18 protein-coding genes and 4 pseudogenes are annotated in these 26,170 nt (G+C 59.9%); 15 read left to right on the forward strand and 7 right to left on the reverse strand.

The window, feature by feature from the left end:
• Window positions 1–112 precede the first annotated feature (112 nt).
• From recC to recD, 3 genes are read left to right on the forward strand one after another with little or no spacing between them, the layout of a single operon-like run.
• Window positions 113–3,562 carry an exodeoxyribonuclease V subunit gamma gene (recC, locus tag ACYZT7_RS04480; RefSeq protein WP_462040109.1) on the forward strand — a complete coding sequence of 1,150 codons (3,450 nt, stop codon included), beginning with the start codon at window positions 113–115 and terminating at the stop codon, window positions 3,560–3,562.
• Window positions 3,562–7,248: an exodeoxyribonuclease V subunit beta gene (recB, locus tag ACYZT7_RS04485; protein WP_462040110.1), complete on the forward strand. Its 3,687-nt coding sequence runs from the start codon at window positions 3,562–3,564 to the stop codon at window positions 7,246–7,248. Before recC ends, recB begins: the two co-directional genes overlap by 1 nt.
• A complete protein-coding gene (gene recD / locus ACYZT7_RS04490) occupies window positions 7,245–9,353 on the forward strand; it encodes an exodeoxyribonuclease V subunit alpha (RefSeq protein ID WP_462040111.1) in 2,109 nt (702 codons plus the stop codon). Before recB ends, recD begins: the two co-directional genes overlap by 4 nt.
• Before the next feature lie 45 nt (window positions 9,354–9,398).
• Here recD and ACYZT7_RS04495 read toward each other — a convergent pair whose 3' ends face one another.
• Window positions 9,399–10,346: a LysR family transcriptional regulator gene (locus ACYZT7_RS04495; RefSeq protein WP_282374820.1), complete on the reverse strand. Its 948-nt coding sequence runs from the start codon at window positions 10,344–10,346 to the stop codon at window positions 9,399–9,401.
• Between the two features lie 163 nt (window positions 10,347–10,509).
• Here ACYZT7_RS04495 and ACYZT7_RS04500 point away from each other — a divergent pair, with 163 nt between their 5' ends.
• Both ACYZT7_RS04500 and mmsB read left to right on the forward strand, forming a co-directional pair.
• Window positions 10,510–12,036: a CoA-acylating methylmalonate-semialdehyde dehydrogenase gene (locus ACYZT7_RS04500; RefSeq protein WP_282374821.1), complete on the forward strand. Its 1,527-nt coding sequence runs from the start codon at window positions 10,510–10,512 to the stop codon at window positions 12,034–12,036.
• Window positions 12,037–12,046: 10 nt separating this feature from the next.
• The gene (gene mmsB, locus ACYZT7_RS04505) at window positions 12,047–12,934 is read left to right on the forward strand and encodes a 3-hydroxyisobutyrate dehydrogenase (RefSeq protein ID WP_461984043.1); all 888 of its coding nucleotides are present in this window, start codon (window positions 12,047–12,049) and stop codon (window positions 12,932–12,934) included.
• A 47-nt stretch (window positions 12,935–12,981) separates the two neighbouring features.
• Here the strand turns inward: mmsB and ACYZT7_RS04510 are convergent, their stop codons facing one another.
• The 4 genes from ACYZT7_RS04510 to ACYZT7_RS04525 form a co-directional block, all read right to left on the reverse strand.
• Window positions 12,982–13,326, reverse strand: coding sequence for a cupin domain-containing protein (locus tag ACYZT7_RS04510; protein WP_007946320.1), 345 nt, complete (start codon window positions 13,324–13,326; stop codon window positions 12,982–12,984).
• A 109-nt stretch (window positions 13,327–13,435) separates the two neighbouring features.
• Entirely contained in the window at window positions 13,436–13,807 is a 372-nt protein-coding gene (locus ACYZT7_RS04515) for a MerR family transcriptional regulator (protein WP_462040112.1), read from the reverse strand.
• 46 nt (window positions 13,808–13,853) lie between these two features.
• Window positions 13,854–14,429 (reverse strand): NAD(P)H-dependent oxidoreductase, encoded by a 576-nt coding sequence (locus ACYZT7_RS04520; protein ID WP_462040113.1) that lies wholly within the window; start codon window positions 14,427–14,429, stop codon window positions 13,854–13,856.
• 45 nt (window positions 14,430–14,474) lie between these two features.
• Window positions 14,475–15,359 (reverse strand): LysR substrate-binding domain-containing protein, encoded by an 885-nt coding sequence (locus tag ACYZT7_RS04525; protein ID WP_462040114.1) that lies wholly within the window; start codon window positions 15,357–15,359, stop codon window positions 14,475–14,477.
• 221 nt (window positions 15,360–15,580) lie between these two features.
• Between ACYZT7_RS04525 and ACYZT7_RS04530 the strand changes: the two genes are divergently transcribed.
• From ACYZT7_RS04530 to ACYZT7_RS04565, 8 genes and pseudogenes are all read left to right on the forward strand, one after another.
• Window positions 15,581–16,345 carry a sulfite exporter TauE/SafE family protein gene (locus tag ACYZT7_RS04530; RefSeq protein WP_462040115.1) on the forward strand — a complete coding sequence of 255 codons (765 nt, stop codon included), beginning with the start codon at window positions 15,581–15,583 and terminating at the stop codon, window positions 16,343–16,345.
• A gap of 202 nt (window positions 16,346–16,547) precedes the next feature.
• Window positions 16,548–17,138, forward strand: a complete 591-nt coding sequence (locus ACYZT7_RS04535; RefSeq protein WP_462040116.1) for an NAD(P)H-dependent oxidoreductase — start codon at window positions 16,548–16,550, stop codon at window positions 17,136–17,138.
• Window positions 17,139–17,274: 136 nt separating this feature from the next.
• On the forward strand, window positions 17,275–18,186 hold the full coding sequence (locus tag ACYZT7_RS04540) for a LysR family transcriptional regulator (RefSeq protein WP_095129547.1): 912 nt from the start codon (window positions 17,275–17,277) through the stop codon (window positions 18,184–18,186).
• A gap of 103 nt (window positions 18,187–18,289) precedes the next feature.
• Window positions 18,290–19,047 (forward strand): annotated as a pseudogene (locus ACYZT7_RS04545) (NAD-dependent epimerase/dehydratase family protein).
• A 208-nt stretch (window positions 19,048–19,255) separates the two neighbouring features.
• Window positions 19,256–20,701: a SulP family inorganic anion transporter gene (locus ACYZT7_RS04550; protein ID WP_462040117.1), complete on the forward strand. Its 1,446-nt coding sequence runs from the start codon at window positions 19,256–19,258 to the stop codon at window positions 20,699–20,701.
• Between the two features lie 228 nt (window positions 20,702–20,929).
• A pseudogene (locus tag ACYZT7_RS04555) lies at window positions 20,930–21,030 on the forward strand (MurR/RpiR family transcriptional regulator); the annotation flags it as partial.
• A gap of 1 nt (window position 21,031) precedes the next feature.
• Window positions 21,032–21,684, forward strand: a pseudogene (locus tag ACYZT7_RS04560) (amidohydrolase family protein); the annotation flags it as partial.
• Window positions 21,685–21,961: 277 nt separating this feature from the next.
• Window positions 21,962–22,330: a glyoxalase superfamily protein gene (locus ACYZT7_RS04565; RefSeq protein ID WP_461976789.1), complete on the forward strand. Its 369-nt coding sequence runs from the start codon at window positions 21,962–21,964 to the stop codon at window positions 22,328–22,330.
• 129 nt (window positions 22,331–22,459) lie between these two features.
• Here the strand turns inward: ACYZT7_RS04565 and ACYZT7_RS04570 are convergent, their stop codons facing one another.
• Window positions 22,460–23,323 (reverse strand): methyl-accepting chemotaxis protein, encoded by an 864-nt coding sequence (locus ACYZT7_RS04570; RefSeq protein WP_462041738.1) that lies wholly within the window; start codon window positions 23,321–23,323, stop codon window positions 22,460–22,462.
• Between the two features lie 42 nt (window positions 23,324–23,365).
• A pseudogene (locus ACYZT7_RS04575) lies at window positions 23,366–24,379 on the reverse strand (methyl-accepting chemotaxis protein); the annotation flags it as partial.
• Window positions 24,380–24,640: 261 nt separating this feature from the next.
• Between ACYZT7_RS04575 and pmrG the strand changes: the two are divergent.
• Together pmrG and ACYZT7_RS04585 are read left to right on the forward strand one after the other, a co-directional pair.
• Window positions 24,641–25,312, forward strand: coding sequence for a lipopolysaccharide core heptose(II)-phosphate phosphatase PmrG (gene pmrG / locus ACYZT7_RS04580; protein ID WP_462040118.1), 672 nt, complete (start codon window positions 24,641–24,643; stop codon window positions 25,310–25,312).
• Window positions 25,313–25,338: 26 nt separating this feature from the next.
• Window positions 25,339–26,166, forward strand: coding sequence for a phosphatase PAP2 family protein (locus tag ACYZT7_RS04585; protein ID WP_462040119.1), 828 nt, complete (start codon window positions 25,339–25,341; stop codon window positions 26,164–26,166).
• Window positions 26,167–26,170 lie beyond the last annotated feature (4 nt).

Consider the following 26,170-nt stretch of genomic DNA (forward strand, 5'->3'; position numbering starts at 1 on the left):
TTTTGTCCGCGGGAAAATTCGTACAGCAATACCGGACGGCTCCCGGCTGTCACAGTCTCCCGACAATGCTAAGGTTCGGCCCTAGCTTTTGTATTTTCCCAAGGAAGCCTTTATGCCGGACGCGACGTCCCTCAGTGCTGGTTTTATGGTGGTTCACGGCAATCGCCTGGACGAGTTGCGCAGCCTGGTGGTCAGCTGGATGCGGCGTTACCCGTTGGCTCCCTTGGAGAATGAAATTGTCCTGGTTCAGAGCAACGGCATCGCCCAATGGCTGAAGCTGGCACTGGCAGAAGACCCTGAAGACGATGACATGGGCGGCTGCGGAATCGCCGCAGCCATCGACGTGCAGTTACCAGGTAGCTTCATGTGGCAGCTCTATCGCATGGTGCTTGGACGTGACGAAATCCCGGTTAAATCCCTGCTCGATAAAGCTCCCTTGACCTGGCGTCTGATGCGCCTGCTTCCGCAACTGATCAATCAACCGCACTTCGAACCGCTGCAGCGCTTCCTTACCCATGACACCGATTTACGCAAACGCTATCAGTTGGCCGAACGGCTGGCGGATTTGTTTGACCAGTACCAGGTGTATCGGGCCGACTGGCTTGAAGACTGGGCAGAAGGTCGCCATCAATTACGAAATGGCAGAGGTGAAACCAAACCTCTGACCCCGGCTAACTGCTGGCAGGCAGAGTTGTGGCGAGCGCTGTTGCTGGATGTGGGTGAACAAGGCATGGCGCAAAGCCGAGCCGGCGTCCATCAACGGTTTATCGAGCGCATCAACAGCCTCGACGTAGCCCCCAGTGGATTGCCTTCACGGGTGATCGTTTTCGGGATTTCTTCACTGCCCGCTCAAGCCCTGGAAGCACTGGCGGGACTGGCCCGGTTCAGCCAGGTTCTGCTCTGTGTGCACAACCCGTGTCGTCACCATTGGGCAGACATCGTCGCCGATAAAGACCTGTTGCGGCATCAGTACAAGCGTCAGGCTCGCAAGAGCGGAATGCCGGTTGTGCTCGACCCGCAAACACTTCACCAGCATGCCCATCCACTACTGGCGGCGTGGGGCAAGCAGGGGCGGGACTATATCAATCTGCTCGACAGCTACGACGATCCCAACAGCTATCGCTCGGCATTCCGCGATGGTCGTATCGACCTGTTCAGCGACAGCCAGCCACAGAACATGCTCAATCAATTGCAGGACGACATTCTTGAATTGCGTCCCTTGAACGAGACTCGCGAGCGCTGGCCGGTTGTCGATCCGGCGAACGACGAATCGATCCGTTTTCACATCGCCCATAGTGCCCAGCGCGAAGTGGAGATTCTCCACGACCAGTTGCTCGCACGCTTCAGTGCTGATCCGGACTTAAGGCCTCGCGATGTGATCGTGATGGTCCCTGACATCGACAGCTACGCACCCCATATTCGTGCGGTGTTTGCTCAGCTTGAACGCCACGACCCGCGTTTCATTCCCTTCACGCTCGCAGATCAAGGCCAACGCGGCCGTGATCCGCTACTGATTGCTATCGAGCATCTGCTCAAACTACCCGACAGCCGTTTCCCCGTGAGCGAGATCCTCGATCTGCTGGATGTTCCTGCACTACGCGCTCGCTTCGGTGTAGAGGAACGTGATCTGCCGACCCTGCACCGTTGGATCGAAGGCGCAGGCATCCGCTGGGGCATGAATGCCGAGCAGCGTGCGGGGCTCGGTCTGCCGCAGGAGCTGGAGCAAAACAGTTGGCGTTTCGGGCTGCGACGGATGCTGCTCGGCTATGCCGTGGGCAGTGCCAGTGCCTGCGAGGGTATCGAACCCTACGACGAGATCGGTGGTCTGGATGCCGCGCTCATTGGGCCTTTGGTCGCACTGCTGGATGCCTTGGAGATTGCCCACCAGGAGCTCTCTCAACCCGCAGCTCCCAAACAATGGGGCTTTCGTTTGCATGCACTGGTTCAGTTGTTCTTCCAAGCCAGTAACGAGCATGACGACTACGTGTTGGCCCAACTCGAAGAGCTGCGTGAAACCTGGCTTGAGACCTGCGAGTCAGTTGGCTTGCATGATGAGCTGCCGTTGACCGTGGTCCGTGAAGCCTGGCTCGCCGGCCTTGATCAGGGTCGTTTATCCCAGCGTTTTCTGGCGGGTGCAGTTAACTTCTGCACCTTGATGCCCATGCGAGCGATCCCGTTCAAGCTGGTCTGCCTGCTGGGCATGAATGATGGGGACTACCCGCGCGCACAGCCGCCACTGGACTTCGACCTCATGGGCAGTGATTACCGCCCTGGCGATCGCTCCCGACGCGAAGATGACCGCTATCTGCTGTTGGAAGCCCTGTTGTCGGCACGTGACCAACTCTATATCAGTTGGGTCGGCCGCAGCATTCGCGATAACAGTGAGCGCCCTGCGTCAGTACTGATTGGCCAATTACGAGACCATCTGGCCAGCGGTTGGCGATTGCATGATGTCGACGAAGACCTGCTTGAGTCCATCACTCAGGAACATCCACTGCAACCCTTCAGCGCCCGCTACTTCCATGAAGGCGATGACCTGTTCAGCTACGCGAGTGAGTGGCAGGTACTTCATCACACCCTAGCGCAAGCGGCTGATATCGATGTCCTTGATCCCTACGTTCAGGAGGAGCCGCTGAGCCTCGGTCAATTGCAGGATTTCCTGCGTAATCCTGTGCGACATTTCTTCAGTCAGCGACTGAAGGTGTACTTCGAAGCGGCTGAAGTGCCCTTGGCTGACGAAGAGCCATTTGTACTCGACGCGTTGCAACGTTACAGCCTCAGCGACAGCTTGCTCGAAGCGGCGCTGGGACATCTGGATAGCACCGACCAGGTACTGGAAGCACAGGCAAAACGTCTGCAAAACAGTGGCCTCCTGCCCATGGCCGGATTCGGCGAATGCCTTCAGCGAGAGTTGATCGAACCATTGCCGGATCTGCTGCAGCGTTACCAGCAGCTTTTGGCGTTATGGCCGACGCCGCTCACCAACGCTCTGCCAGTGAATCTGCAGTTGCAGGGTCTGCGTCTGGAAGGTTGGCTCAGCGGCCTGCATCAACGTGCGGACGGTGGTTTGCTATCCGTCACTACAATCCCCAACAGCATCGGCTCGATCAAGTCTCGCAAATGGCATCGGCTGACACGGCCCTGGGTCAATCATCTGGTTGCTTGCGCCAGTGGTATGGCGATGACCACCGCGTTGGTGGCCAGTGACGACAGTCTGCTGCTCGCTCCGATGGAGGAGGATGCAGCCTTGCGGATTCTGGGCGACCTGTTAATGGCTTGGCAAACGGGCATGCGCCAACCACTGCCGATTGCGGTAAAGACCGGCTTTGCATGGCTTGGTCAAACTGATCCGGTCAAAGCCCAAGCCGCAGCCCGCAAGGCTTATGAGGGCGATGGACTGACCACCGACGGCGAGCGTCGCGAAAGCCCGGCACTCGCACGGCAGTTCGCCGACTACGACACGCTTACCGCAGACGAAACGTTCCCGGATTGGTGCAACGCATTGTATCGGCCGCTGATTGAAGCGCCTTGGCGTTCATTGAACAGCGAGGAGGCGCGCTGATGAATACGAAACCTCTGGCCTTGGCATTTCCCCTGCGCGGCAGCCAACTGATCGAGGCGAGTGCCGGGACGGGCAAGACCTTCACCATTTCCGCGCTGTATCTGCGCCTGGTCCTTGGCCACGGCGCAGAGTCGAGCGGCTTCGGACGTGAACTGTTGCCGCCGCAAATCCTCGTTGTGACGTTCACCGATGCCGCGACCAAAGAATTGCGCGAACGCATCCGCACGCGTCTTGCTGAAGCTGCACGGTTTTTCCGTGATGAAACACCGGCGCCCGATAGCCTTATCGCAGAGCTTCGTGAGGAATACCTTCCCGAGCAGTGGTCCGGGTGCGCAAACCGCCTGGACATCGCCGCGCAGTGGATGGACGAGGCAGCAGTTTCAACCATCCACAGTTGGTGCCAGCGCATGTTGCGCGAACACGCGTTCGACAGTGGCAGCCTGTTTACACAATCCCTGGAAACCGATCACAGCGATTTGCTGGGCGAAGTCCTGCGCGATTACTGGCGCCTGTTTTGCTACCCGATGCAAGGCGATGCGCTGAACTGGGTGCGCGGAAATTGGGGGGGGCCGGCGGCTTTACTGCCGCGAGTACGTGGTTTGTTCGCCAGTGAACGAGACAGTGTTGAAGGTAAAGAGCCTGCCGAGCTGATCACGGAGTGTCTGCAAGAGCGACGGGCAGCCTTGCTCGAACTCAAGATGCCCTGGCGCCAGTGGGCGGACGAATTGCTTGCCATCTGTCACCAGGGTGTTGCGACCAAGAGCGTCGACGGTCGCAAGATGCAGGCGCGCTATTTCGAACCCTGGTTTGAAAAGATCAGCACCTGGGCTGAAGACGAATCCCTTGAGCAACTGGATATCGGCACCGGATTCACGCGCCTCACTCCCGAGGGTATGGCTGAAGCCTGGAAGGGCGAAGTACCCAGTCATCCCGGGCTGGACGCCATGCCCGGCCTCAAGTCCAGTCTCGATGGATTGCCGACACCTGATGCCGCCGTGCTGCAACACGCCGCCCAGTGGGTCGGCACACGGTTCGAGGAAGAAAAGCGTCGCCGTGCGGAGATGGGCTTCGATGACATGCTGCTGCGCCTCGATGCCGCACTGCAGTCCGACGGCGGTGAGCGGCTGGCGACCCTGATTCGCGAGCAGTTCCCGGTGGCGCTGATCGATGAGTTCCAGGACACCGACCCAGTGCAGTACCGGATCTTCGAGAGCATCTATCGCATCGAAGACAACAATCCCGAATGCGGTCTGTTCCTGATCGGCGACCCCAAGCAAGCGATCTACGCATTCCGCGGTGCCGACATCTACACCTACTTGCGCGCCCGTCAGGCCACCGCTGGCCGGCTGCATACCCTGGGTACGAATTTCCGTTCCAGCCATGGCATGGTCAGTGCGGTCAACCATGTATTCGAACGTGCCGAGTCTCGTGAGACCGGGCGGGGCGCTTTCCTGTTTCGTGAAAAGAACGGTGAGAACCCGGTACCGTTCCTGCCCGTCGAATCCCAAGGGCGCAAAGAAGTCCTGCACATCGACGGCCAGGTCGTGCCCGCCCTGAACATCTGGCACCTGTCCGCCGATCAGCCGCTGTCCGGCGCGGTGTACCGACAACAACTCGCCGCCGCCTGCGCCAGTGAAATCACCGCTTTGCTCAACGGCGGGCAACAAGGTCGCGCGGGTTTAATACAGGACGGCAAGGACTTCAGAGGGCTGCTGCCAGCGGATATCGCGATCCTGGTCCGCGACGGTAAAGAAGCCCAGGCTGTGCGTGGCGAACTCTCCGCCCGGGGCGTGCGCAGCGTCTATCTGTCGGACAAGGACTCGGTGTTTGCCGCCCAGGAGGCCCACGATCTGCTGACCTGGCTCAAAGCCTGCGCCGAGCCAGATGTCGAGCGTCCACTGCGAGCCGCGTTGGCCTGCATCACGCTGAACCTGTCGCTGGCTGAACTGGAACGGCTCAATCAGGACGAACTGGCCTGGGAAGCGCGGGTCATGCAGTTCCGCCATTATCGCGAGCTCTGGCGCAAGCAGGGCATCTTGCCAATGCTGCGGCGCTTGCTGCATGACTTCCAGCTGCCTCAGACATTGATCACGCGCAGTGACGGCGAGCGGGTGCTGACCAATTTGCTGCACCTGTCCGAGTTGCTGCAACAGGCGGCCGCCGAGCTCGATGGTGAACAAGCGCTGATCCGTCATTTGTCCGAGCATCTGGCGTTGTCCGGTCAGGCCGGCGAAGAGCAGATCCTGCGTTTGGAGAGCGACGAACAACTGGTCAAAGTCGTGACCATTCACAAGTCAAAGGGGCTTGAGTATCCCTTGGTGTTCCTGCCGTTCATTTGCTCGGCGAAACCGGTGGATGGCAGTCGCCTGCCGTTGCATTACCACGACGCCACGGGCAAGGCCCAAGTGACCTTGAAGCCTACGGCCGAGTTGATTGTTCAGGCGGATGATGAGCGTCTTGCCGAGGATTTGCGCTTGCTTTACGTGGCCCTGACCCGGGCGCAACACGCCTGTTGGCTGGGAGTGACTGATCTCAAGCGCGGCAATAACAATAGCTCGGTGCTGCATCTTTCTGCATTGGGTTATCTACTGGGGGGCGGTGCGCCATTGGCCGAGTCGGCAGGTTTGAAGCGTTGGCTGGAAGACCTGCAGCGGGACTGTCCTGCGCTGAGCTACGGTGAAATGCCTGAAGCGATCGTCGAGCACTACCATCCGCCGCACAACGATGCGACGTTGCTTGCTCCTCTGATACCCAAACGCAAGGCCAGCGAAAACTGGTGGATCGCCTCCTACAGCGCCTTGCGCATTGGCGACAGCATGAGCGTGGGCACTGATGAAGCGCCGGAGAGCCCGCAAGCGCAAAAGCTCTTCGACGACGAACGCCTCGATCCGCAAGCACCACGAGAAGTGGTGGCCGGTGGCGCGGATATCCATCGATTCCCTCGTGGACCGAACCCCGGCACCTTTCTCCATGGTTTGCTCGAATGGGCCGGTGACGAAGGTTTTGCCGCCACGCCGCAAGCGGTGGAAGACGCGATTGCCCGTCGTTGCAACCGCCGTGGCTGGGAGGGCTGGATAACTGCCCTGAGCGACTGGCTGCAGCATCTGCTTACGTCCCCGCTGCCTATCGGCGGCGGGCAGGCCCCGGTGGTATTTGAGCAACTGACCCAGTACCGGGTCGAGATGGAGTTCTGGTTCGCCAGCCACAAGGTCGATGTGCTCAAGCTCGATGAACTGGTGCGCCAATACACCCACAACGGCGTCGCCCGGGTGGCTGCCGAGCCGGTGTTGCTCAATGGCATGTTCAAAGGCTTCATCGACCTGACGTTCGAGCACGATGGCCGTTACTACGTCGCCGACTACAAATCCAACTGGCTGGGCGTCGATGACGCGGCCTACACCGAACAGGCCATGGAGCAGTCGATTCTCGACAACCGTTACGACCTGCAATACGTGCTGTACCTGTTGGCCCTGCATCGCCAGCTCAAGGCGCGACTTGCCGATTACGATTACGACCGGCATGTCGGTGGTGCGCTGTACCTGTTCCTGCGCGGTACGCGCGCGTCCAGCCAAGGCGTGTATTTCGCCCGTCCTCCAAGAGAGCTGATCGAGCGTCTGGACCGGCTGTTCCAGGGTAAGCCAGAACCCAAGGCCGAACCCGCCTGGGAACAGGGAGTTTTGCTATGAGTCGCACCTTCGCTGATTTGCTGCCCACTTCGTTGACAGCCGAAAGCCTGACCGATCTGGCGCCGTTGAGTCGCGCCGATGATTTGCTGCTATTGCTGACACGCTGGGTTGAGCGCGGCTGGCTGCGAGCGCTGGACAAAGCCTTCGTCTCTTTTCTTCATGAACTGGCTCCCAGCGACGATCCGCTGGTGCTGCTGGCCGCCGCGTTGGCCAGTCATCAGCTGGGCCACGGTCATGTGTGCCTGGATGTGTTCGAGACGCTCAAGGAGCCGGACTTCGCTCTGTCGCTGCCACCGGAAGGCGATCTGCAAAGTGGTGCGATGTTGCTGCCGTCGCAATTGCTTGAGGCGCTGGACGGTGCCCATTGGTGCAAGGTCCTGGCCTCCAGCAGTCTGGTCGCATTGGCGGCCGACGGCCGTGAGGCGGCGCAGCATCGGCCATTGGTGTTATCGGGCAAACGCCTGTACTTGCGTCGTTACTGGGCTTACGAGCGGCGTATCGACAACTCGCTGCGTCAACGCCTGGTCGAGCACGAAACCACACCTGATGATTTGTCCCAACGGCTCACCAGCTTGTTCGGCCCGGCCAAGCCCGGTGAAGTGATTGACTGGCAGAAACTCGCCTGTGCCCTCGCAACCCGCAGCGCATTCAGCATCGTTACCGGTGGCCCGGGGACCGGCAAGACGACGACGGTCGTGCGTTTGCTGGCGTTGCTCCAGGCGCCGGCAGTGGAGTCGGGCAAGCCGTTGCGTATACGTCTCGCGGCACCCACCGGCAAGGCTGCAGCCCGACTGACGGAGTCCATCAGTCAGCAGGTCAGAACCCTGGAAGTCGATGAAACCGTACGAGTGAAGATCCCGTCAGACGTCACCACCGTGCACCGTCTGCTCGGCAGTCGTCCCGGTACTCGACACTTCCGTCACCACGCCAGTAATCGCTTGCCGCTGGATGTCTTGGTGGTGGACGAAGCCTCGATGATCGATCTGGAAATGATGGCCAACCTGCTCGACGCGTTGCCGGCCCATGCCCGTCTGGTGCTGCTCGGAGACAAGGATCAACTGGCATCGGTGGAGGCCGGCGCCGTGCTGGGCGACCTGTGCCGCGACGCCGAGGCCGGTTGGTACAGCCCACAGACTCGCCTGTGGCTGCAAGCGGTCAGTGGTGAGAGCCTGGATGCCAGCGGTTTGCAGGAAGACACCCAAGGGACACATCCCCTGGCCCAGCAAGTGGTGATGCTGCGTCATTCACGCCGGTTCGGCGAGGGCAGCGGCATCGGCCAACTGGCTCGTTGGGTCAACCAGCAGCAACCCGAGGAAGCTCGCAAGTTGTTGGCGGCTCGAAGCCATGACGACGTGTTTTCCCTGTCCCTCAAGGGGGAGCAGGACCGGGCATTGGAGCGCTTGTTGCTTGAGGGGCATGGCGATGGACCGCAGGGTTATCGGCATTACCTGAGTCTCTTGCGCAGCCTGCGACCACCGCTAGACAACACGCTGAATGATCCCTGCTGGACCGATTGGGCTCGGCAGGTGTTGCAAGCTTTCGACGCCTTCCAGTTGTTATGCGCCGTACGCAAAGGGCCGTGGGGCGTGGAAGGTTTGAATCAACGCGTGACCGCCGCGCTGCTCAAGGCGCGGCTGATCGACAGCGACCAGCAGTGGTACGAAGGTCGGCCGGTGCTGATGACCCGCAACGATTATGGTCTGGGTTTGATGAACGGCGACATCGGCATTGCGCTCAAGCTACCGGAACGTGATGGGCCGGAGGCAGGGAAGCAGGTGTTGCGTGTGGCGTTCCCGCGCAATGATGGTCAGGGCGGCGTACGGTTTGTTCTGCCGAGCCGGCTCAATGATGTCGAAACCGTGTACGCGATGACGGTGCACAAATCCCAGGGCTCTGAATTTGCTCACACGGCATTGATTCTGCCGGATGCCCTGAACCCTGTACTCACCAAGGAGCTGATCTATACCGGGATTACCCGGGCCAAAAACTGGTTCACCCTGATCGAGCCTCGTCCCGGCGTATTCGAAGAGGCGGTGCGGCGCAAGGTCAAGCGTTTGAGCGGGTTGATGCTGGAATTGGAGGAGGGTGTTGAAACACGTCATTGATAGCTTTCTTTGCGCCGCGCAAAAAACGATCGTGGTGAGCGCCGACTAATCGGCGAACAGCGTCTCCCGACTTTCACCCATCAACAGACCCTGATTCTGCTCGGTGACCGCGCGGATGTAATCCCACAACAGGGTGATCCGCTTGAGCTTGCGCAGGTCCTCCCGGCAGTACATCCAGAACTGCCGAGTGATGTTGATCTCCTCCGGCAACACCGGCAGTAACCGTGGATCCTGGGCCGCCAGGAAGCACGGCAGAATCGCCAGCGACCTGCCTTGCTGCGCGGCCACGAATTGCGCGATCACACTGGTGCTGCGCAAATTGGCACTGGCGCCGGGCAACACATTCGCCAGATACAACAGCTCCGAGCTGAACGCCAGATCGTCGACGTAACTAATGAATGAATGTTTACCCAAGTCTGCCGGGCGGCGGATGGGTGGATGCTTGTCGAGATAGTCCTGGGTCGCGTAGAGCTGTAATCGGTAGTCACAGAGTTTGCAGCAGACGTACGGACCATGCTCCGGGCGCTCCAGGGCAATGACGATGTCGGCCTCGCGCTTGGACAGGCTGATGAAGTGCGGCAGCGGCAGGATGTCCACGGAGATCGCCGGGTAGGCATCGACGAAGTGGCTCAGCTGCGGGGTGATGAAAAAACTGCCGAAGCCTTCGGTGCAGCCCATTCGCACATGTCCGGATAACGCCACCCCGGACCCCGAAACCTGTTCGCAGGCCATGTGCAGCGTGCTTTCAATCGACTCGGCGTAACCGAGCAACCGCTGGCCTTCGGCGGTCAGGACAAAACCGCTGGTCCGGGATTTTTCGAACAGCAAAGTCCCCAGCGCCGCTTCCAGCGAGCTGATGCGCCGCGACACGGTGGTGTAGTCGACTGCCAGGCGCTTGGCCGCGGTGCTGGCCTTGCGGGTGCGGGCGACTTCAAGGAAAAACTTGAGGTCGTCCCAGTTCAACGAGCCTAAGGATGTGATGTTTTTTTGCATGATGGACCGGCTTTTATGTGCGTTCTTATTAGAAGTTTGCACATCTATACTCCAAAAACAGTCCGACAACCAATTCGCGACACACGCCTCATCTCAAGGCGACTTTCTCGCCTTGGCTCCCAAGATAGCTCTCTAAATAAGAACAACGTCCCGGAGACCCAACATGAACGCATCGCTCACGCCAAACGAAACCACTGTCCAAACGGTAAAGCTGTTGATCGACGGCGAGTGGGTCGAGTCCCAGACTACCGAATGGCACGACATCGTCAACCCGGCGACTCAGCAAGTGCTGGCGAAAGTACCGTTCGCAACCGCGCAGGAAGTCGATGCCGCCATCAGCGCCGCCCATCGCGCCTTCCAGACCTGGAAGTTGACGCCAATCGGCGCGCGGATGCGCATCATGCTCAAGCTCCAGGCGTTGATTCGCGAACACTCCAAGCGCATCGCCGTGGTGCTCAGCAACGAGCAAGGTAAAACCATCGCCGACGCTGAAGGCGATATCTTCCGCGGCCTGGAAGTGGTCGAACACGCCTGTTCCATCGGCAGCCTGCAAATGGGCGAGTTCGCCGAGAACGTCGCTGGCGGCGTCGATACCTACACCCTGCGTCAGCCCATCGGCGTCTGCGCCGGCATCACGCCGTTCAACTTCCCGGCGATGATTCCGCTGTGGATGTTCCCGATGGCCATCGCCTGCGGCAACACTTTTGTACTCAAGCCGTCCGAACAGGACCCGATGTCGACCATGCTGCTGGTGGAACTGGCGATCGAGGCCGGCGTTCCCGCGGGCGTGCTGAACGTCGTTCATGGTGGCAAGGATGTGGTGGACGCGCTTTGCACACATAAAGACATCAAGGCTGTTTCCTTTGTCGGTTCGACCGCCGTCGGCACTCACGTCTACGACCTGGCCGGCAAACACGGCAAACGCGTGCAATCGATGATGGGTGCGAAAAACCATGCCGTGGTGCTGCCGGATGCCAATCGCGTACAAGCGCTCAATGCGCTGGTGGGTGCTGGTTTCGGTGCCGCCGGGCAACGCTGCATGGCCACGTCCGTGGTGGTGCTGGTGGGCGCAGCCAAGCAATGGCTGCCAGACCTGAAAGCACTGGCGCAGAAACTCACAGTGAACGCCGGCAGCGAGCCGGGCACTGACGTCGGCCCGGTGATTTCCAAACGTGCGAAGGCGCGGATTCTCGATCTGATCGAAAGCGGCATCAAGGAAGGCGCCAAGCTTGAGCTGGATGGTCGCGACGTTACCGTTCCAGGCTTCGAAAAAGGCAACTTTGTCGGCCCGACCCTGTTCTCCGGCGTGAAACCCGAGATGCAGATCTACACCCAGGAAATCTTCGGTCCGGTGCTGGTGGTGCTGGAAGTCGATACGCTCGATGAGGCCATCGCACTGGTCAACGCCAACCCGTTCGGCAACGGCACGGGCCTGTTCACCCAAAGCGGGGCGGCGGCGCGTAAATTCCAGACGGAAATCGACGTCGGTCAGGTCGGCATCAACATCCCGATTCCGGTGCCGGTCCCGTTCTTCAGCTTCACCGGTTCGCGCGGGTCCAAACTCGGCGACCTCGGTCCGTATGGCAAGCAAGTGGTGCAGTTCTACACTCAGACCAAGACTGTCACCAGTCGCTGGTTCGATGACGACAGCGTCAACGACGGTGTGAACACCACCATCAACTTGCGTTAAGGAGCCGGACATGAAAATCGCTTTTATCGGTCTCGGCAACATGGGCGCGCCGATGGCGCGCAACCTGATCAAGGCTGGCCACTCACTGCGGCTGGTTGACCTGAACAAAACCGTTCTGGCAGAGCTGGAGCAACTGGGCGGCAGCATCAGCGCTTCGGCACGTGAAGCCGCGCAAGGTGCAGAGCTGGTGATCACCATGCTGCCAGCCGCTGTGCATGTGCGCAGCGTATGGTTGGGTGACGACGGCGTACTGGCGGGTATCGCCAAGGGCGTGCCGGCAGTGGATTGCAGCACCATCGATCCGCAGACGGCGCGTGATGTCGCCGCGGCGGCGGCCAAGCAAGGCGTGGCCATGGCGGATGCACCGGTCTCTGGCGGTACCGGCGGTGCAGCGGCCGGGACGCTGACCTTTATGGTCGGCGCCACGCCTGAACTGTTCGCCACCCTGCAACCGGTATTGGCGCAGATGGGCCGCAACATCGTCCATTGCGGCGAAGTCGGCACCGGGCAAATCGCCAAGATCTGCAACAACCTGCTGCTGGCGATCTCCATGGTCGGTGTCAGTGAAGCCATGGCGCTGGGTGATGCGCTCGGGATCGACACAACGGTGTTGGCCGGGATCATCAACAGTTCGACCGGGCGTTGCTGGAGTTCGGAGATGTACAACCCGTGGCCGGGTATCGTCGAAACGGCGCCGGCCTCGCGTGGCTATACCGGTGGTTTCGGTGCCGAACTGATGCTCAAGGATTTGGGGCTGGCCACTGAAGCGGCACGTCAGGCGCACCAACCGGTGGTGCTCGGCGCGGTGGCCCAGCAGTTGTATCAGGCAATGAGCCAGCGTGGGGAAGGTGGCAAGGACTTCTCGGCGATCATCAACAGCTATCGCAAACCCCAATAAGGGGTTTCTCCGGGAACCCGCGTCGGGCGGGTTCCCGGTTTTTTGCATCAGGCAAACACGAAATACTTGCGCACGGTTTCAACCACTTCCCACGTGCCTTTCATCCCCGGCTCAATGACGAAAATATCACCGGCGCGCAGATGGATCGGCTCCTTTCCCTCTGGGGTGATGATGCAGTACCCCTCGCGGAAATCGCAGTATTCCCACTTCACGTACTCCACATACCACTTGCCCGGCGTGCAGATCCAGGTACCCATGATTTTGCTGCCGTCTTCGCTGGTGTAGGCGTTGAGGTTGACGGTGTGCGGGTCGCCTTCGAGTTTTTCCCATTTGCAGGCGTCGAGCACCGGCAGTGGGTGAGTATCGCGAAGAACGGTAATAGGTGCGGTCATGTGGACTCCGGGGCAGTGGGCTAGAGAACTGAAGTCGCACCCTATAGCGCCCGTCCACCGGTCAGTTGTCTGTGCTCGACATTGAGGTATCCAGAAACGCGCAGCACCCTCAAAGACTTTCCAGCGGGCAATCGGCCCTGGCCTGTTCGAGGCTGGCTTCGAACTCGACCAATTGCTCGTGTTGCTGCGTGAGCGCGGCAATCCGCGCGCTGATTTCGCGCTTCTTGGCATTGATGGCCTGCTGAGCCAATGCCCACGGCATTGCCTGACCTTGATGCCCGGCAAAAACCGCCTGCAACTCCTTGAGCCTGAAACCCAGTTGCTGAGCGCACTTGATGAAGATCAGCAGGTCAACGCTTTGCTGGTCGTAGACGCGGTATTTTCCCAACCGCTGAGCGGCAGGCAGCAGGCCGATCGACTCGTAATGGCGGATGCTCTTGATCGTGGTTCCGGAGCGTTGCGCAGCTTGGCCGATGTACATGGAAAGTCCCTTTTCGCCGTGGTAGCCCGGTGCATTATCGGCAGACTCAGCGGCTGGCGATAGCCTGGGCTTGCAGCAACCAGGCTTCACGCTGGCTGGCACTGGCGCCGAGAATCGGGCCAAACGTGAGCGTGCGCTTGGGTTCGATGCCGCAGAAGGCCAGGGTGGTTTTGCGGATCTGATGCAGTCCGGGCATGCGATAAACCCAGCGGTAATACCAGGGTGGCGTGTCCATGGTCACCAGTAAATGCGCGCTGCGACCGTGCAGGAGTTTGTCGGGAAAGGCTTTGCCCTCGCGGTATTTGAAAGCGAAACCCGGCAGGAACACCCGATCGAAAAAGCCCTTGAGCAACGCTGGAACTCCGCCCCACCAGATCGGATAAACCAGCGTCAGGTGCTCGGCCCACAGGATGTCAGCCTGGGCGCGGCGCAAGTCGGCTTCCAGCGGCTGGGCCTGTTGATAACCTTCACGCAGCACGGGGTCAAAGTCCATTGCACCCAGAAACAACTGGCGCACCTCATGCCCGGCGCGCAACGCCGACTGTGCGTAACGCTCGGCGAGGGCGCCGCAGAAACTGTCGCTCGACGGATGACCGAGAATCACCAGAATTCGTTTGCCCATCGTCTCTGTCCTTGAAGATGAAAGCTCAAGGGTAAAGTCTACCCCTCAGGGGAGAGTCAAGGCGTGCAGCAAGGCCTTGGCGTAACCGGGGAGTGCTGCGAAGTCTCGAGCGCAGAGCAACAGTTTGCGCGTGGCCCAAGGTTCCTGCAGGGCGAGACTCTTGAAGGATTGTTCACCGCGCCAGCGCTCAACCGCCGCTAGGGGCACGATCGCTAGCCCCGCGCCCCGGGCAACCATGCGCATCACACCATCAAAACCGTCGGCGCGGATGCGGATTTGCATGCGTGATCCGGTGTGCAGCGCCTGTTCTTCCAGGTATACCGCCAACGCGCTGTTGGCGTTCAGGCCAACGTAGTCGTGGTGCAAGGTATCGCTGAAGCTCACGACACCGGCATGTGCCAAGGGATGATCGCGGGGCATTATCAGCACCAGCGGATCGTCGCGAAACGGGCGGGTCTGCAGGTCATCGGTGTCCACGGCGTCAGAGGCGATGCCCAGGTCTGCCGCACCTTGGCGCAAGGCGTGGGTGATGCGTGCACTGGGCAGTTCTTGCAGATCGATGTCGAGGTTGGGGTGGTAGTGCAGAAAGTCCGCGAGCAACTCCGGCAGGTATTCGGTGATCGCCGTGGTGTTACATAGCAGCCGCACCTGGCCTTTGACGCCATTGGCGTATTCGGCCAGGTCCTGCTGCATGCGTTCGGCCTGTTGCAGCAGGACGCGGGCATGTTGCGCCAGGGCCTTGCCGGCCGGGGTCGGGCTGACACCGCGGCGACCTCGCTCGAAAAACTCGATCCCCAACGAAGCCTCCATGGCGCGGATGCGCGCACTCGCCGCCGCCAGGGACAGATGACTGCGAACCGCGCCGGCGGTGATGTTGCCGCTGTCGAGGATGTTCAGGTAGAGGCGCAGGTCGGTCAGGTCGAAGTGCATCGGCAACCTCTAGATGTGTGTTGTCTGGAAGGCCGCTATCGCGAGCAAGCTCGCTCCCACAGGTGACCGCGTCATCCGCACCGACTCGGTCCACTGTGGGAGCGAGCTTGCTCGCGATAGCGGCCTTCAAAACGACGAAGTTTTCAGCCTATTGCTTGACGAGAGGCTGCCTCAGTATATGGCAGATTTTCAAGCTGCCAATCCAGGCCCACGATAGCGCCATGAATACTCTCGCCGCGTTCTATCAAAACCTCGGTCTGGCCCTTTCATTGATGGTCATCGCTACCTTTCTGCTGGCCGGCATGATCAAGGGTGTCATCGGTCTCGGCCTGCCGACCATCGCGATGGGCCTGCTCGGTCTGGCTATGGCTCCGTCGCAGGCTGCCGCGCTGTTGATCATCCCCGCGACGCTCACCAATGTCTGGCAACTGGCATTTGGCGGGCATCTGCGGGGGTTGATAAAACGGTTGTGGCCGATGCTGCTGGCGATCTTCATCGGCACCGGGGCCGGCACGTTGTGGATGGGCATGGCCGGTGGTCATTGGGTCGTGCGGGGATTGGGCGCGGCGCTGTTGCTCTATGCGTTGAGCGGATTGCTTCTGCCGACCTTGCGTGTCGGCCGTCACACCGAGCGTTGGCTCGGTCCGCTGTGCGGCGTATTGACGGGCGTCATCACCTCGGCCACCGGCGTCTTCGTGATTCCCGCCGTGCCTTATCTGCAAGCCTTGGGCTTGAACAAGGATGAACTGGTGCAGGCGCTGGGTCTGTCGTTCACCGTCTCGACCCTGGCCTTGGCCGCCGGCCTGTTATGGCGCGGCGCGCTGGGCGGTGGGGAGTTAAGTGCGTCGTTGCTGGCGCTGATCCCGGCGGTGCTCGGCATGTTGCTGGGGCAATGGCTGCGCCAGCGGATCAGCGCCGTGCTGTTCAAGCGCGTGTTCTTCATCGGCCTCGGCGTGCTTGGCGGCCACTTGCTGATCAGCGGGTAGCCGGGTCTTCGCGTGCAGGATGAAGCCTTGCATTTCACTCATCAGAAATGTCCTCAAGTTCAGAATCGGCCCAAGTGTATGGCAACAATCACCTGTCGATTCGTGCGTATGGGTCAAATGAATTTTGTGACTTCAGCGCTTATTCCGCGCGAGGCAGATCGCTACGCTGCCGCCATCGAATTCCAACCTTCCGAGACTTCCCATGAAAAAAGTCCTGTTGCTCAATGGCGGCAAAAAATTTGCCCACTCCGATGGCCGCTACAACGCCACCCTGCACGAAGCTGCGCTGAGCGTGCTGGATCGCGGCGGTGTCGACGTGAAAACCACCTTCATCGATGAGGGGTACGACGTCGCCGAAGAAGTCGCCAAATTTCTTTGGGCTGACGTGATCATTTATCAGATGCCCGGCTGGTGGATGGGCGCGCCCTGGACCGTGAAAAAGTACATCGACGAAGTCTTCACCGAGGGCCATGGCAGCCTCTACGCCAGCGACGGCCGCACCCGTTCCGACGCCTCGCAAAAGTATGGCAGCGGCGGCCTGTTGCAAGGTAAGCAGTACATGCTTTCGCTGACCTGGAACGCCCCGCAGCAGGCCTTCGACGACCCGACCGACTTCTTCGAAGCCAAAGGCGTGGACGCGGTGTACTTCCCGTTCCACAAGGCCAACACCTTCCTCGGCATGACCGGTTTGCCGACGTTCCTGGCCGTCGATGTGATGAAGCGACCGAATATCGAGGGTGACGTGGCGCGCTATGAACAGCACCTGACCGAGGTGTTCGGCCTCAAGGCTTGAGCTCGGTTACTATCGATACCTGAAGCCAGAACCTGTAGGAGCCAGGCTTGCCGGCGAAGGCGTTTTAGCGGACGCCTTCGCCGGCAAGCCTGGCTCCTACAGAAGCCGGCGCTGAATTGATCGATGAGGGGCACCCGTGAAAGCCAGGTCCGATGAATTGCAGATTTTCGTCTGCGTGATTGAATGCGGGTCGATTTCGGCTGCGGCCGAGCAGGTCGGGCAAACGCCTTCGGCGGTCAGTCGCACGTTGTCGCGGCTGGAGGCGAAACTCGATACCACGCTGATCAACCGCACCACGCGGCGCATGGACCTGACCGAAGAGGGCAAGTACTTCTTCGAGCACGCCAAGCTGATTCTCGATCAGATGGACGAGCTCGAAGAGCGCCTGACCTCTCGCCAGCAAACCCCGTCCGGGCGTCTGCGGATCAACGCTGCCTCGCCGTTCATGCTGCACGCCATCGTGCCCTACATCGATGAGTTCCGCCGGCTCTATCCGGACATCCAGTTGGAACTCAACAGCAACGATCTGATCATCGATTTGCTGGAGCAAAGCACCGACATCGCCATCCGTATCGGCACGCTCGCCGACTCGACCTTGCACGCTCGATCTCTGGGATGCAGTCCGCTGCACATCGTCGCCAGCCCGGCCTATCTGGAAAAACACGGTGTACCGGCTGAAGTGGCGGATTTGTCCGGGCACACGCTGCTGGGCTTTACCCAGAACGAAGGCCTCAACCAATGGCCGCTGCGTTACGTTCACGGTGATCGTTGGCCGATTCAGGCGTCAATCAGCGCCTCCAGCGGCGAGACGATCAGGCACCTGGCGCTGGAAGGTCAGGGCATTGCCTGCTTGTCGCATTTCATGACGATTGATGACATCCGCGCCGGACGCTTGCAGGTACTGCTGGCGGACTTCAACAGCGGCTATCGCCAACCGATCAATGCGGTGTACTACCGTAACTCGCAACTTGCGCTAAGGATTCAATGCTTCCTGGACTTCATCCAGGGCAAATTGGCGGCTTATGCGAACGCGGATTTCAAGGGCTGATTCGTGACCCCTGCACAAGAGTGAATTGGGCAACGCTGTCTGTTTCCGCAGGCATCGGTCCTCGATACTGGCTGCATCACTTATTAACGCAGGGAGTTTCTCCATGAACGTATTCATTACCGGCGCCGCGGGTTTCATCGGCGGCTCCATCGCCACCGGTCTGGTCCAGGCTGGCCACAAGGTTACTGGCCTGGTCGCGGCGCAGTTGACGCGTTGCTCAATGCACTTCGCGGCTCCAACAAAGTGTTTCTGCACACCAGCGGTTCGAGCATCGTCGGCGATGCGTCGGGCGGCAAATCCAGCGACGTTATCTATGTTGAGGACAACCTGCCGGAGCCGACTGTCGACAAGGCCGCTCGCGTGGCCATCGACAACCTGATCCTTGCGGCTGCGAAAGACGGGGTGAACTCAGCAGTGATCTGCAACACGCTGATCTACGGCCACAGCTTGGGCGTCAATCGTGACAGCGTGCAGCTACCGCGTTTGCTGAAACAGGCGCGTAAAAGTGGCGTAGTTCGGCATGTCGGGACCGGCCAGAACATCTGGTCCAACGTGCACATCGAAGACGTGGTTTCCCTGTACCTGCTGGCGCTGAGCAAAAACGTACCGGGCACCTTCTACTTCGTCGAAAGCGGTGAGGCGTCGTTCATTGACATGACTACTGCGATTGCCCAAGCGCTGAATCTGGCTGAGCCACAAGATTGGCCGCTGAAAGAGGCGGAAGCCGAGTGGGGTTATGAAATGGCCAACTATGGCCTGGGCTCCAACAGCCGGGTTCGCGGTAAACAGGCGCGGGAGTTGCTGGGCTGGGTACCGAAGCGGACATCGGTGATTGAATGGATTCGTGACGAGATGGTGTGAGTTCGCGTTAGACCGCGTCATCGTTCATCGCGAGCAAGCTCGCTCCCACATTTGATCTCCACCCGACACAGATTTTGTGTACGACGAAGATCCACTGTGGGAGCGAGCTTGCTCGCGATTGCGTTTTCAGCAGCCCAATAACTGGCCGGGCCGCCCTCAATTCCGTAACATCCGCTCCCTCTTTTCCCGCCTGTATTTTAGATAAGCCATGAAACCCCAACGACTACGTGCCGATACCCTGGCCGGGCTCACCACGTCTTTCGCCCTGCTACCCGAATGCATCGCCTTCGCGCTGGTTGCTCATCTCAATCCATTGATGGGGCTTTACGGTGCTTTCATCATTTGCACCCTGACCGCACTTTTTGGTGGGCGGCCGGGCATGGTGTCCGGCGCTGCCGGTTCGATGGCCGTGGTGATCGTCGCGCTGGTGGTGCAGCACGGTGTGCAGTACTTGCTGGCCACGGTGTTGCTGGGTGGGTTGATCATGCTCGCGTTCGGGTTGCTGAAGCTGGGCAAGCTGGTGCGGATGGTGCCGCATCCGGTGATGCTCGGCTTCGTTAACGGCCTGGCGATCATCATTGCCCTGGCGCAGTTGGACCATTTCAAGAGCGGTGACGTCTGGCTCAGCGGCACGCCGCTGTACCTGATGGCAGGGCTGGTTGCCGTGACGATGGCCATCGTCTACTTGCTGCCGCGCCTGACGCGTGCCGTGCCGCCGGCGCTGGTGGCGATCCTGGGCGTTGGTCTGGCGGTTTACCTGCTAGGCCTGCCAACCCGCACTTTGGGCGACATGGCGCACATCGCCGGTGGCTTGCCGACCTTTGCGCTGCCAGACATCCCTTGGACCCTGGAAAACCTGCACATTATCGCCCCCTACGCGATATTGATGGCGTTGGTCGGCTTGCTGGAAACCCTGCTGACCCTGAACCTCACCGACGAGATCACCGAGAGCCGTGGCTTCCCGGATCGTGAGTGCGTGGCGCTGGGTGCGGCCAATATGGTCTCCGGCGTATTGGGCGGCATGGGTGGCTGCGCGATGATCGGTCAAACCGTGATCAACCTCAGTTCCGGCGGTCGCGGTCGGCTGTCCGGTGTGGTGGCCGGGGTGATGATCTTGCTGTTCATCCTCTTCCTCTCACCGCTGATCGAACGCATCCCGCTGGCCGCATTGGTCGGGGTGATGTTCGTGGTGTCGCAGCAGACCTTCGCCTGGGCCTCGCTTCGGGTGTTGAACAAAGTGCCGCTGAACGACGTGTTGGTGATCATCGCGGTAACGGTCATTACGGTGTTCACCGATCTGGCCACTGCCGTGTTGTGCGGGATCATCATTGCCGCGCTCAATTTTGCCTGGCAGCAGGCTCGCGAGCTTTATGCCGACAGTCACCTCGAAGCCGATGGCAGTAAGCTTTACCTTCTGCATGGCACGCTGTTCTTCGCCTCGACGACGCCTTTTCTCAACCAGTTCGATCCCGCCAACGACCCACCCGTGGTGACGATCAATTGTCGCCACCTGAGCTTCGTCGACTACTCGGCGATAGCCGCGCTAAAAACGCTGCGTGAACGCTACGCCAAGGCAGGCAAGCACCTGCGTGTGCTGCACTTGTCCGAACGCTGCAAGAAACTGCTTAAACGCGCTCGCGTGAATCACGACTGACGCCCAACCCCGGCAGGCATGATGAAAATCCGCCTGCCTATTTTTCATAACACACGACCCCGCATACCTCTGCGCGACAACCCTTACCCCTCCACGAAAATTAGTTTCGCCTCGTTTGAAAATCACACCTCGAGATGTTTTATGAGTTTCACAACCCATTCGACGTGACCCTTTCGAGGAGTACCGCATGACACCTTCTTTCGGCTATTGGCTGCTGGTTTACGCCGCCATCATCCTGAAGACAATCAAGAGCGTCTGCGGCGTTCACGATCAAACTCGCCTTGGACGACTACCGCAGCGGCGACGATCACTTGCCGCTGGGAGACTGACATGATGTACGACACGCTGATTCGCAACGCCCTGATCATTGATGGCAGCAACGTCCCCGGTTATCCCGCCGACGTGGCGATTCTGAACGGCCGCATCGAGCGTATCGGCGACTTGCACGATGCCAGCGCCACCGAGGAAATTCACGCCGCCGGTCGCGTGTTGGCCCCAGGTTTCATCGACGTGCACACCCACGATGACACCGTGGTGATCCGTCAGCCGCAGATGCTGCCCAAGCTCAGCCAAGGTGGACCACGGTGATTGTCGGCAACTGCGGGATCAGCGCTTCGCCGGTGAGTTTGCGCGGCGATCCTCCCGACCCGATGAACCTGCTCGGCACCGCCGCTGCGTTCGTTTATCCGAGGTTCAGCGACTACCGCGCAGCCGTCGAAGCGGCGAACACCACGCTGAACGTTGCCGCACTGGTCGGTCACACCGCGTTGCGCAGCAACCACCTCGACGATCTGTTCCGCACTGCCACTGCTGATGAAATTTGCGCGATGCGCGAGCAACTACGTGAAAGTCTTGAGGCCGGCGCGTTGGGCTTATCCACCGGTCTGGCCTACGCCAGCGCCTTCTCGGCGTCCACCGATGAAGTGATGCAATTGACCGAAGAGCTCACCGCACTCGGTGCGGTCTACACCACCCATTTACGCAGACGTGGCAGATTTCAATAATCCGCAACAAGCGGCCGAAGGGATTGATGGGGTCTGGGTCAACGGTGTCTTGAGTTACAGCGACGGGCAGGCAAACGGAAGAAGGGAAGGACGGTTTCTGGCGCGGGAAGGGGATTTGCGTGACGGGTTCCAGTAAGTATTTCGAGTGCTGCGTCACAGTAGTGGCACATTGCAATTAAAGAAAACCATCGCCAAGCCGAAGCGCTGACATCTCGCCCGGCTACACTCTGGGCCTTATCAGTCTGGGAGCAACTCCATGAGCTTCGGCAAAACCACCCCGATCCTGCGGATTTTCGATGAAATCAAGGCAGTGGAGTTCTACGTCGACTTTTTGGGTTTCAAGATCGACTGGCAACATCGTTTCGAACCCAACTTTCCGTTGTACCTGCAGATTTCCCGTGGCGAATGCGTTTTGCACTTGTCCGAGCACCACGGTGACAGCACACCTGGCTCGGCGTTGCGGATCGAGACCGATGAACTTGAGGTATTCCAGCAGCAACTGCTGGCCAAGGAATATCCGTTCGCCCGCCCACAGATCCAGGCCATGCCGTGGGGCAGCCAGGACATGACCGTGACCGACCCATTCGGGAATCGGTTGGTGTTTACCAATGCGATTAGTGTGTAAGGCGGATTGATCGTTCCCACGCTCCGCGTGGGAATGCAGCCCGGGACGCTCCGCATCCCATGTCGAAGCGGACACAGAGCGTCCATTGAGGCATTCCCACGCGGGAGCGTGGGAATGCCTCAGGTGTTATTACACCCGAAAGTGGCTGACCATCATCTGCAACTGATTACCCAACCGCGCCAGTTCAACACTCGATGCGGCGGTTTCGTCGCTGGCGGCGGCGGTCTGTTCGGACACGTCGCGCACGTTGATGATGCTGCGGCTGATCTCTTCGGCCACGGCGCTTTGCTGCTCGGCGGCGGCGGCGATCTGCTGGTTCATCGACTGGATGTTGGACACCGTGCGGGTGATGTTTTCCAGTGACACGCCAGCCTTGCGAGTCAGCGCGACGCTGCTGTCGGTCAGGGCGCGGCTGTTGTTCATCACGGCCGACACTTGTTGAGTGCCGTTCTGCAGACCGGCCACCAGGCCTTCGATTTCTTCGGTGGATTTTTGTGTGCGCTGGGCCAGGCCACGGACTTCGTCGGCAACCACGGCAAAACCACGACCGGCTTCACCGGCACGGGCTGCTTCGATGGCGGCGTTGAGCGCCAGCAGGTTGGTCTGTTCGGCCACGGCCTTGATCACGTCCATGACGCTGCCGATCTTGTCGCTTTCCTGTTGCAGCACGCTCATGGCTTCGGTGGAGCGTGCCACTTCGGTGGCAAGACGTTCGATTTGGGCGATGGCTTCGTTGACCACCTTGTCGCCTTCACGGGCTTCGCCGTCAGCAGCGGCGGCCGCTTGGGAGGCTTCTTCGGCGTTGCGCGCGACTTCCTGCACGGTGGCGGTCATCTCGTGCATGGCGGTGGCCACCTGATCGGTTTCGATCTTCTGGCTGTTAACGCCGGCGCTGGTTTGCTTGGTCACGGCCGACAGTTCTTCGGCAGCGCTGGCGATCTGGGTGACACCGTCGCGGATGCCGCTGATCAAGTCGCGCAGGGTCACGCCCATGCGAGCGATCCCTTGTTGCAACACGCCGAGTTCGTCGCGGCGAGTCACTTTGACGTCCTGGGACAGGTCGCCGCTGGCAATGCGTTCAACTACCGCGAGCGTGTCGCGCAATGGGCCGGTGATCTGACGGGTGATGATCACGGCAGCAATGATGCCCACCAGCAACGCCAGCAGTGTGCTGATCAGTTGCAGGGTGCGGGCCTGGGCGCTTTCGGCGTCACGGCGGTCGAGCTGAATTTGATACAGCTGATCGCTCAGGGTCACGATGGTGGCGCCCTGTTCGGTCATTTCCTTGCGCGCCTGCACCGCAGCGGTGTTCGCCGCTTTATAAGCCTGCAAGGCGCTGCGGTAGTGGGTCAACGCGGTGTCCAGCTGACGCAGGGCGTCTTGCTGGGTGTCGGCGAAATGCACGTTGAGGGGTTTCAGGCTGGCGATGGCCACGTCCAGTTGGCCGATAGCTTTTTGCTCGGTCTCGGCGTTGGTAGTGGCGGTATAGCCGCGCACTTCGTAACGGGCCAGCAAGAACGCTTCCTTGGCGGCGGTGATGGCCTGGAATTGTTCGAAGCGTTGGTCGCTCAGAGGCATTTGCTGCACGCGGGTGTTGATGGTGTTGATCAGCGTGTTGGCGGTGTCGGCGTTGGCGCCCATGGCGTCGCGAGCACTGTTACCGGTGCGGTACGCGCTGCGCATTTTGTTCAGGGACGTCTTGTAGGCATCGATGACGGCACCTTGCTCTTTGAGCAGCTTGAGGTTTTCCGGGCTCTTGAATTTCACCAGCAACGCTTGTTGCTGAGCGGAGAACGCCTCGAGCGTGGTCTGGACGTTCTGTGCGGCGGTTTCGTCGCCGTTGGTCAGCATGTATTGCAGGCGAACCACGCGCAGCTTGGTCAGGCCGGCATTGAGCTGGGTGATGTCGCTCATCCAGTTGCTGCGGTCAATCAACCCGCCCAGGCTCGTCCAGCCGGTCAGGGCGAGGACGCAGGTCAGTGCCAGGACCAGGCCGAACCCCAGGCCCAGCTTCATGTTCACGCTGATATTGCCGAACCAGCTATTCATCAAAAGTCCTCCAGGGACGTTGTGCTTCTTGATCGTCGGTTGGCTGGAAGATTGTTGTTTTTGGTCGCCAGCAAGGTGTGTAGCAGACCTGTATCGGCAGCCATTGCGAGAGCTGAATGGTTTTTGCAGGACTGATGTGTAACAAGACCTTTGTGTGGGCCTTAAGCTTTTTTTCACATGAGTTTCACCGGCCGTCGACGTCAGCCTCTCTACCCTCGTGGCATCGAATGAACGTGATGCATGCCAGCGAGGCGGCTTGATGTGGAATTGAGACTGAGTGTGTTCGGGATAAAACGCTCGATTGATCTAAGCCGTTTTGCCCGCTATCGCAATGCGGCTGTCGTGCTCGCCTCGGCGCTGTTGGTGATTCCGCTGACGGGGTGGCTGTTGCAGCCGGCCGCTGTACCGGACCTGGCCCACGGCAATGTGGCCGGCGCTCGGGCGTTGACGGCCGATTGGGCAAAAGGCAACGTGATCGTGCTGGTGCGTCACGTCGAACGCTGCGATCACTCCAGCGCAGCCTGCCTGAGCGGTAACGATGGCATTACCGATCGCTCTCGCAGCGTCGCGGGGGGTGTCGGTGCGCAGTTCGAACAACTGGGGCTGAACAAGACCGACATCTACAACAGCCCCGTGATCCGTACAGCGCAGACCGCTGGCTACATGTTCAACAAGGTCGGAGTCGGTGAAGACTGGTTGATCAATTGCAAGGGCACCATGCTGCGTGACGCTCTGGCGCACAAGGTTGCCGGGCGAAACCTGATTCTGGTGACCCACAGCGAATGCATGTCGCAACTGGAGAAAGACCTCAAGTTGCCGGCCTCTACCCTCGGTTATGGCGCTTCTTTGTTTATCTCGGCCGAAACGCCTCAGGCACCACGGATGCTCGGTTTCATCGAAGCCTCGGATTGGCGCTCGGTGACCGCCAAATGAATTCACTTTCTGGATCAGGACGCACGATGCTGACTTCTTCCCGATACCGCTTTTACTGGGTGAACTTTGGCATTCCTCTGGCCTGTGCGGTCTTGGTTTTCCTGCTGTTCGACCTGACCAAAATCGACATCGCTTTCAACGATCTTTTTTATGACCCGGTCACGCAGACGTTTCCGCTGGATCATGTCCATCTGTTCGAAAAGATTACCCATAAATGGGCGCGAATCATCCCGAACTGGACCGGAGAGTTAGCGATCGTCGGCGCCTTGCTGTCGTTTCTCTGGCCGCGTCTGAAGGTCGAAAAGCATTCGAAAATCATCGCGTTCCTGGAAAAAATCAACGTCGCGCCGGTGCTTCGGTTCGCCAGCAAGCACCGTCGGGACTTCCTTTACGTGGTGTTCGCGTTCTCCGTCAGCACGGGCGTCATCCACTACCTCAAGGGCCACACCAGCGTGTACTGCCCGATCGAAACGACCCAGTACGCGGGGAAAGTCGAGCATAAGGAGTGGTATCAGAATTTCGATCTGCTGAAAGTCGCAGGTGATGGGCGCTGCTGGCCGGGCGGGCATGCCTCGGGCGGCTTCACCCTGCTGGCGTTGTACTTCGTGGCGCGTCGTTACCGCTGGCGCTATTCCAAAGCGGTGATGTACGGCTCGCTGCTGCTCGGTTTCGTCTACGGCACGACGAGGGTTCTGCAAGGCTGGCACTACATGTCCCACACCTTCTGGGCCGGGATCTTCGTGTGGCTCGCGTGTTTGCTGACGGCGTTGGCGTTTTATGGGCGAGCGCGGCTGGAGCAACCGGTGCTCCAACAGGCTGCGCGACTCATCGCTGAACCGCTCAGAAACTCATGAAGTC

It is taken from the genome of Pseudomonas sp. RT4P38 (genome assembly GCF_054897765.1).

Excerpts from the sequence above, each read along its gene's own strand:
- recC (WP_462040109.1), top strand. The coding sequence starts at position 113 with ATGCCGGACGCGACGTCCCTCAGTGCTGGTTTTATGGTGGTTCACGGC.
- recB (WP_462040110.1), top strand. The coding sequence starts at position 3,562 with ATGAATACGAAACCTCTGGCCTTGGCATTTCCCCTGCGCGGCAGCCAA.
- recD (WP_462040111.1), top strand. The coding sequence starts at position 7,245 with ATGAGTCGCACCTTCGCTGATTTGCTGCCCACTTCGTTGACAGCCGAA.
- ACYZT7_RS04495 (WP_282374820.1), bottom strand. The coding sequence starts at position 10,346 with ATGCAAAAAAACATCACATCCTTAGGCTCGTTGAACTGGGACGACCTC.
- ACYZT7_RS04500 (WP_282374821.1), top strand. The coding sequence starts at position 10,510 with ATGAACGCATCGCTCACGCCAAACGAAACCACTGTCCAAACGGTAAAG.
- mmsB (WP_461984043.1), top strand. The coding sequence starts at position 12,047 with ATGAAAATCGCTTTTATCGGTCTCGGCAACATGGGCGCGCCGATGGCG.
- ACYZT7_RS04510 (WP_007946320.1), bottom strand. The coding sequence starts at position 13,326 with ATGACCGCACCTATTACCGTTCTTCGCGATACTCACCCACTGCCGGTG.
- ACYZT7_RS04515 (WP_462040112.1), bottom strand. The coding sequence starts at position 13,807 with ATGTACATCGGCCAAGCTGCGCAACGCTCCGGAACCACGATCAAGAGC.
- ACYZT7_RS04520 (WP_462040113.1), bottom strand. The coding sequence starts at position 14,429 with ATGGGCAAACGAATTCTGGTGATTCTCGGTCATCCGTCGAGCGACAGT.
- ACYZT7_RS04525 (WP_462040114.1), bottom strand. The coding sequence starts at position 15,359 with ATGCACTTCGACCTGACCGACCTGCGCCTCTACCTGAACATCCTCGAC.
- ACYZT7_RS04530 (WP_462040115.1), top strand. The coding sequence starts at position 15,581 with ATGAATACTCTCGCCGCGTTCTATCAAAACCTCGGTCTGGCCCTTTCA.
- ACYZT7_RS04535 (WP_462040116.1), top strand. The coding sequence starts at position 16,548 with ATGAAAAAAGTCCTGTTGCTCAATGGCGGCAAAAAATTTGCCCACTCC.
- ACYZT7_RS04550 (WP_462040117.1), top strand. The coding sequence starts at position 19,256 with ATGAAACCCCAACGACTACGTGCCGATACCCTGGCCGGGCTCACCACG.
- ACYZT7_RS04565 (WP_461976789.1), top strand. The coding sequence starts at position 21,962 with ATGAGCTTCGGCAAAACCACCCCGATCCTGCGGATTTTCGATGAAATC.
- ACYZT7_RS04570 (WP_462041738.1), bottom strand. The coding sequence starts at position 23,323 with ATGGGCGTGACCCTGCGCGACTTGATCAGCGGCATCCGCGACGGTGTC.
- ACYZT7_RS04585 (WP_462040119.1), top strand. The coding sequence starts at position 25,339 with ATGCTGACTTCTTCCCGATACCGCTTTTACTGGGTGAACTTTGGCATT.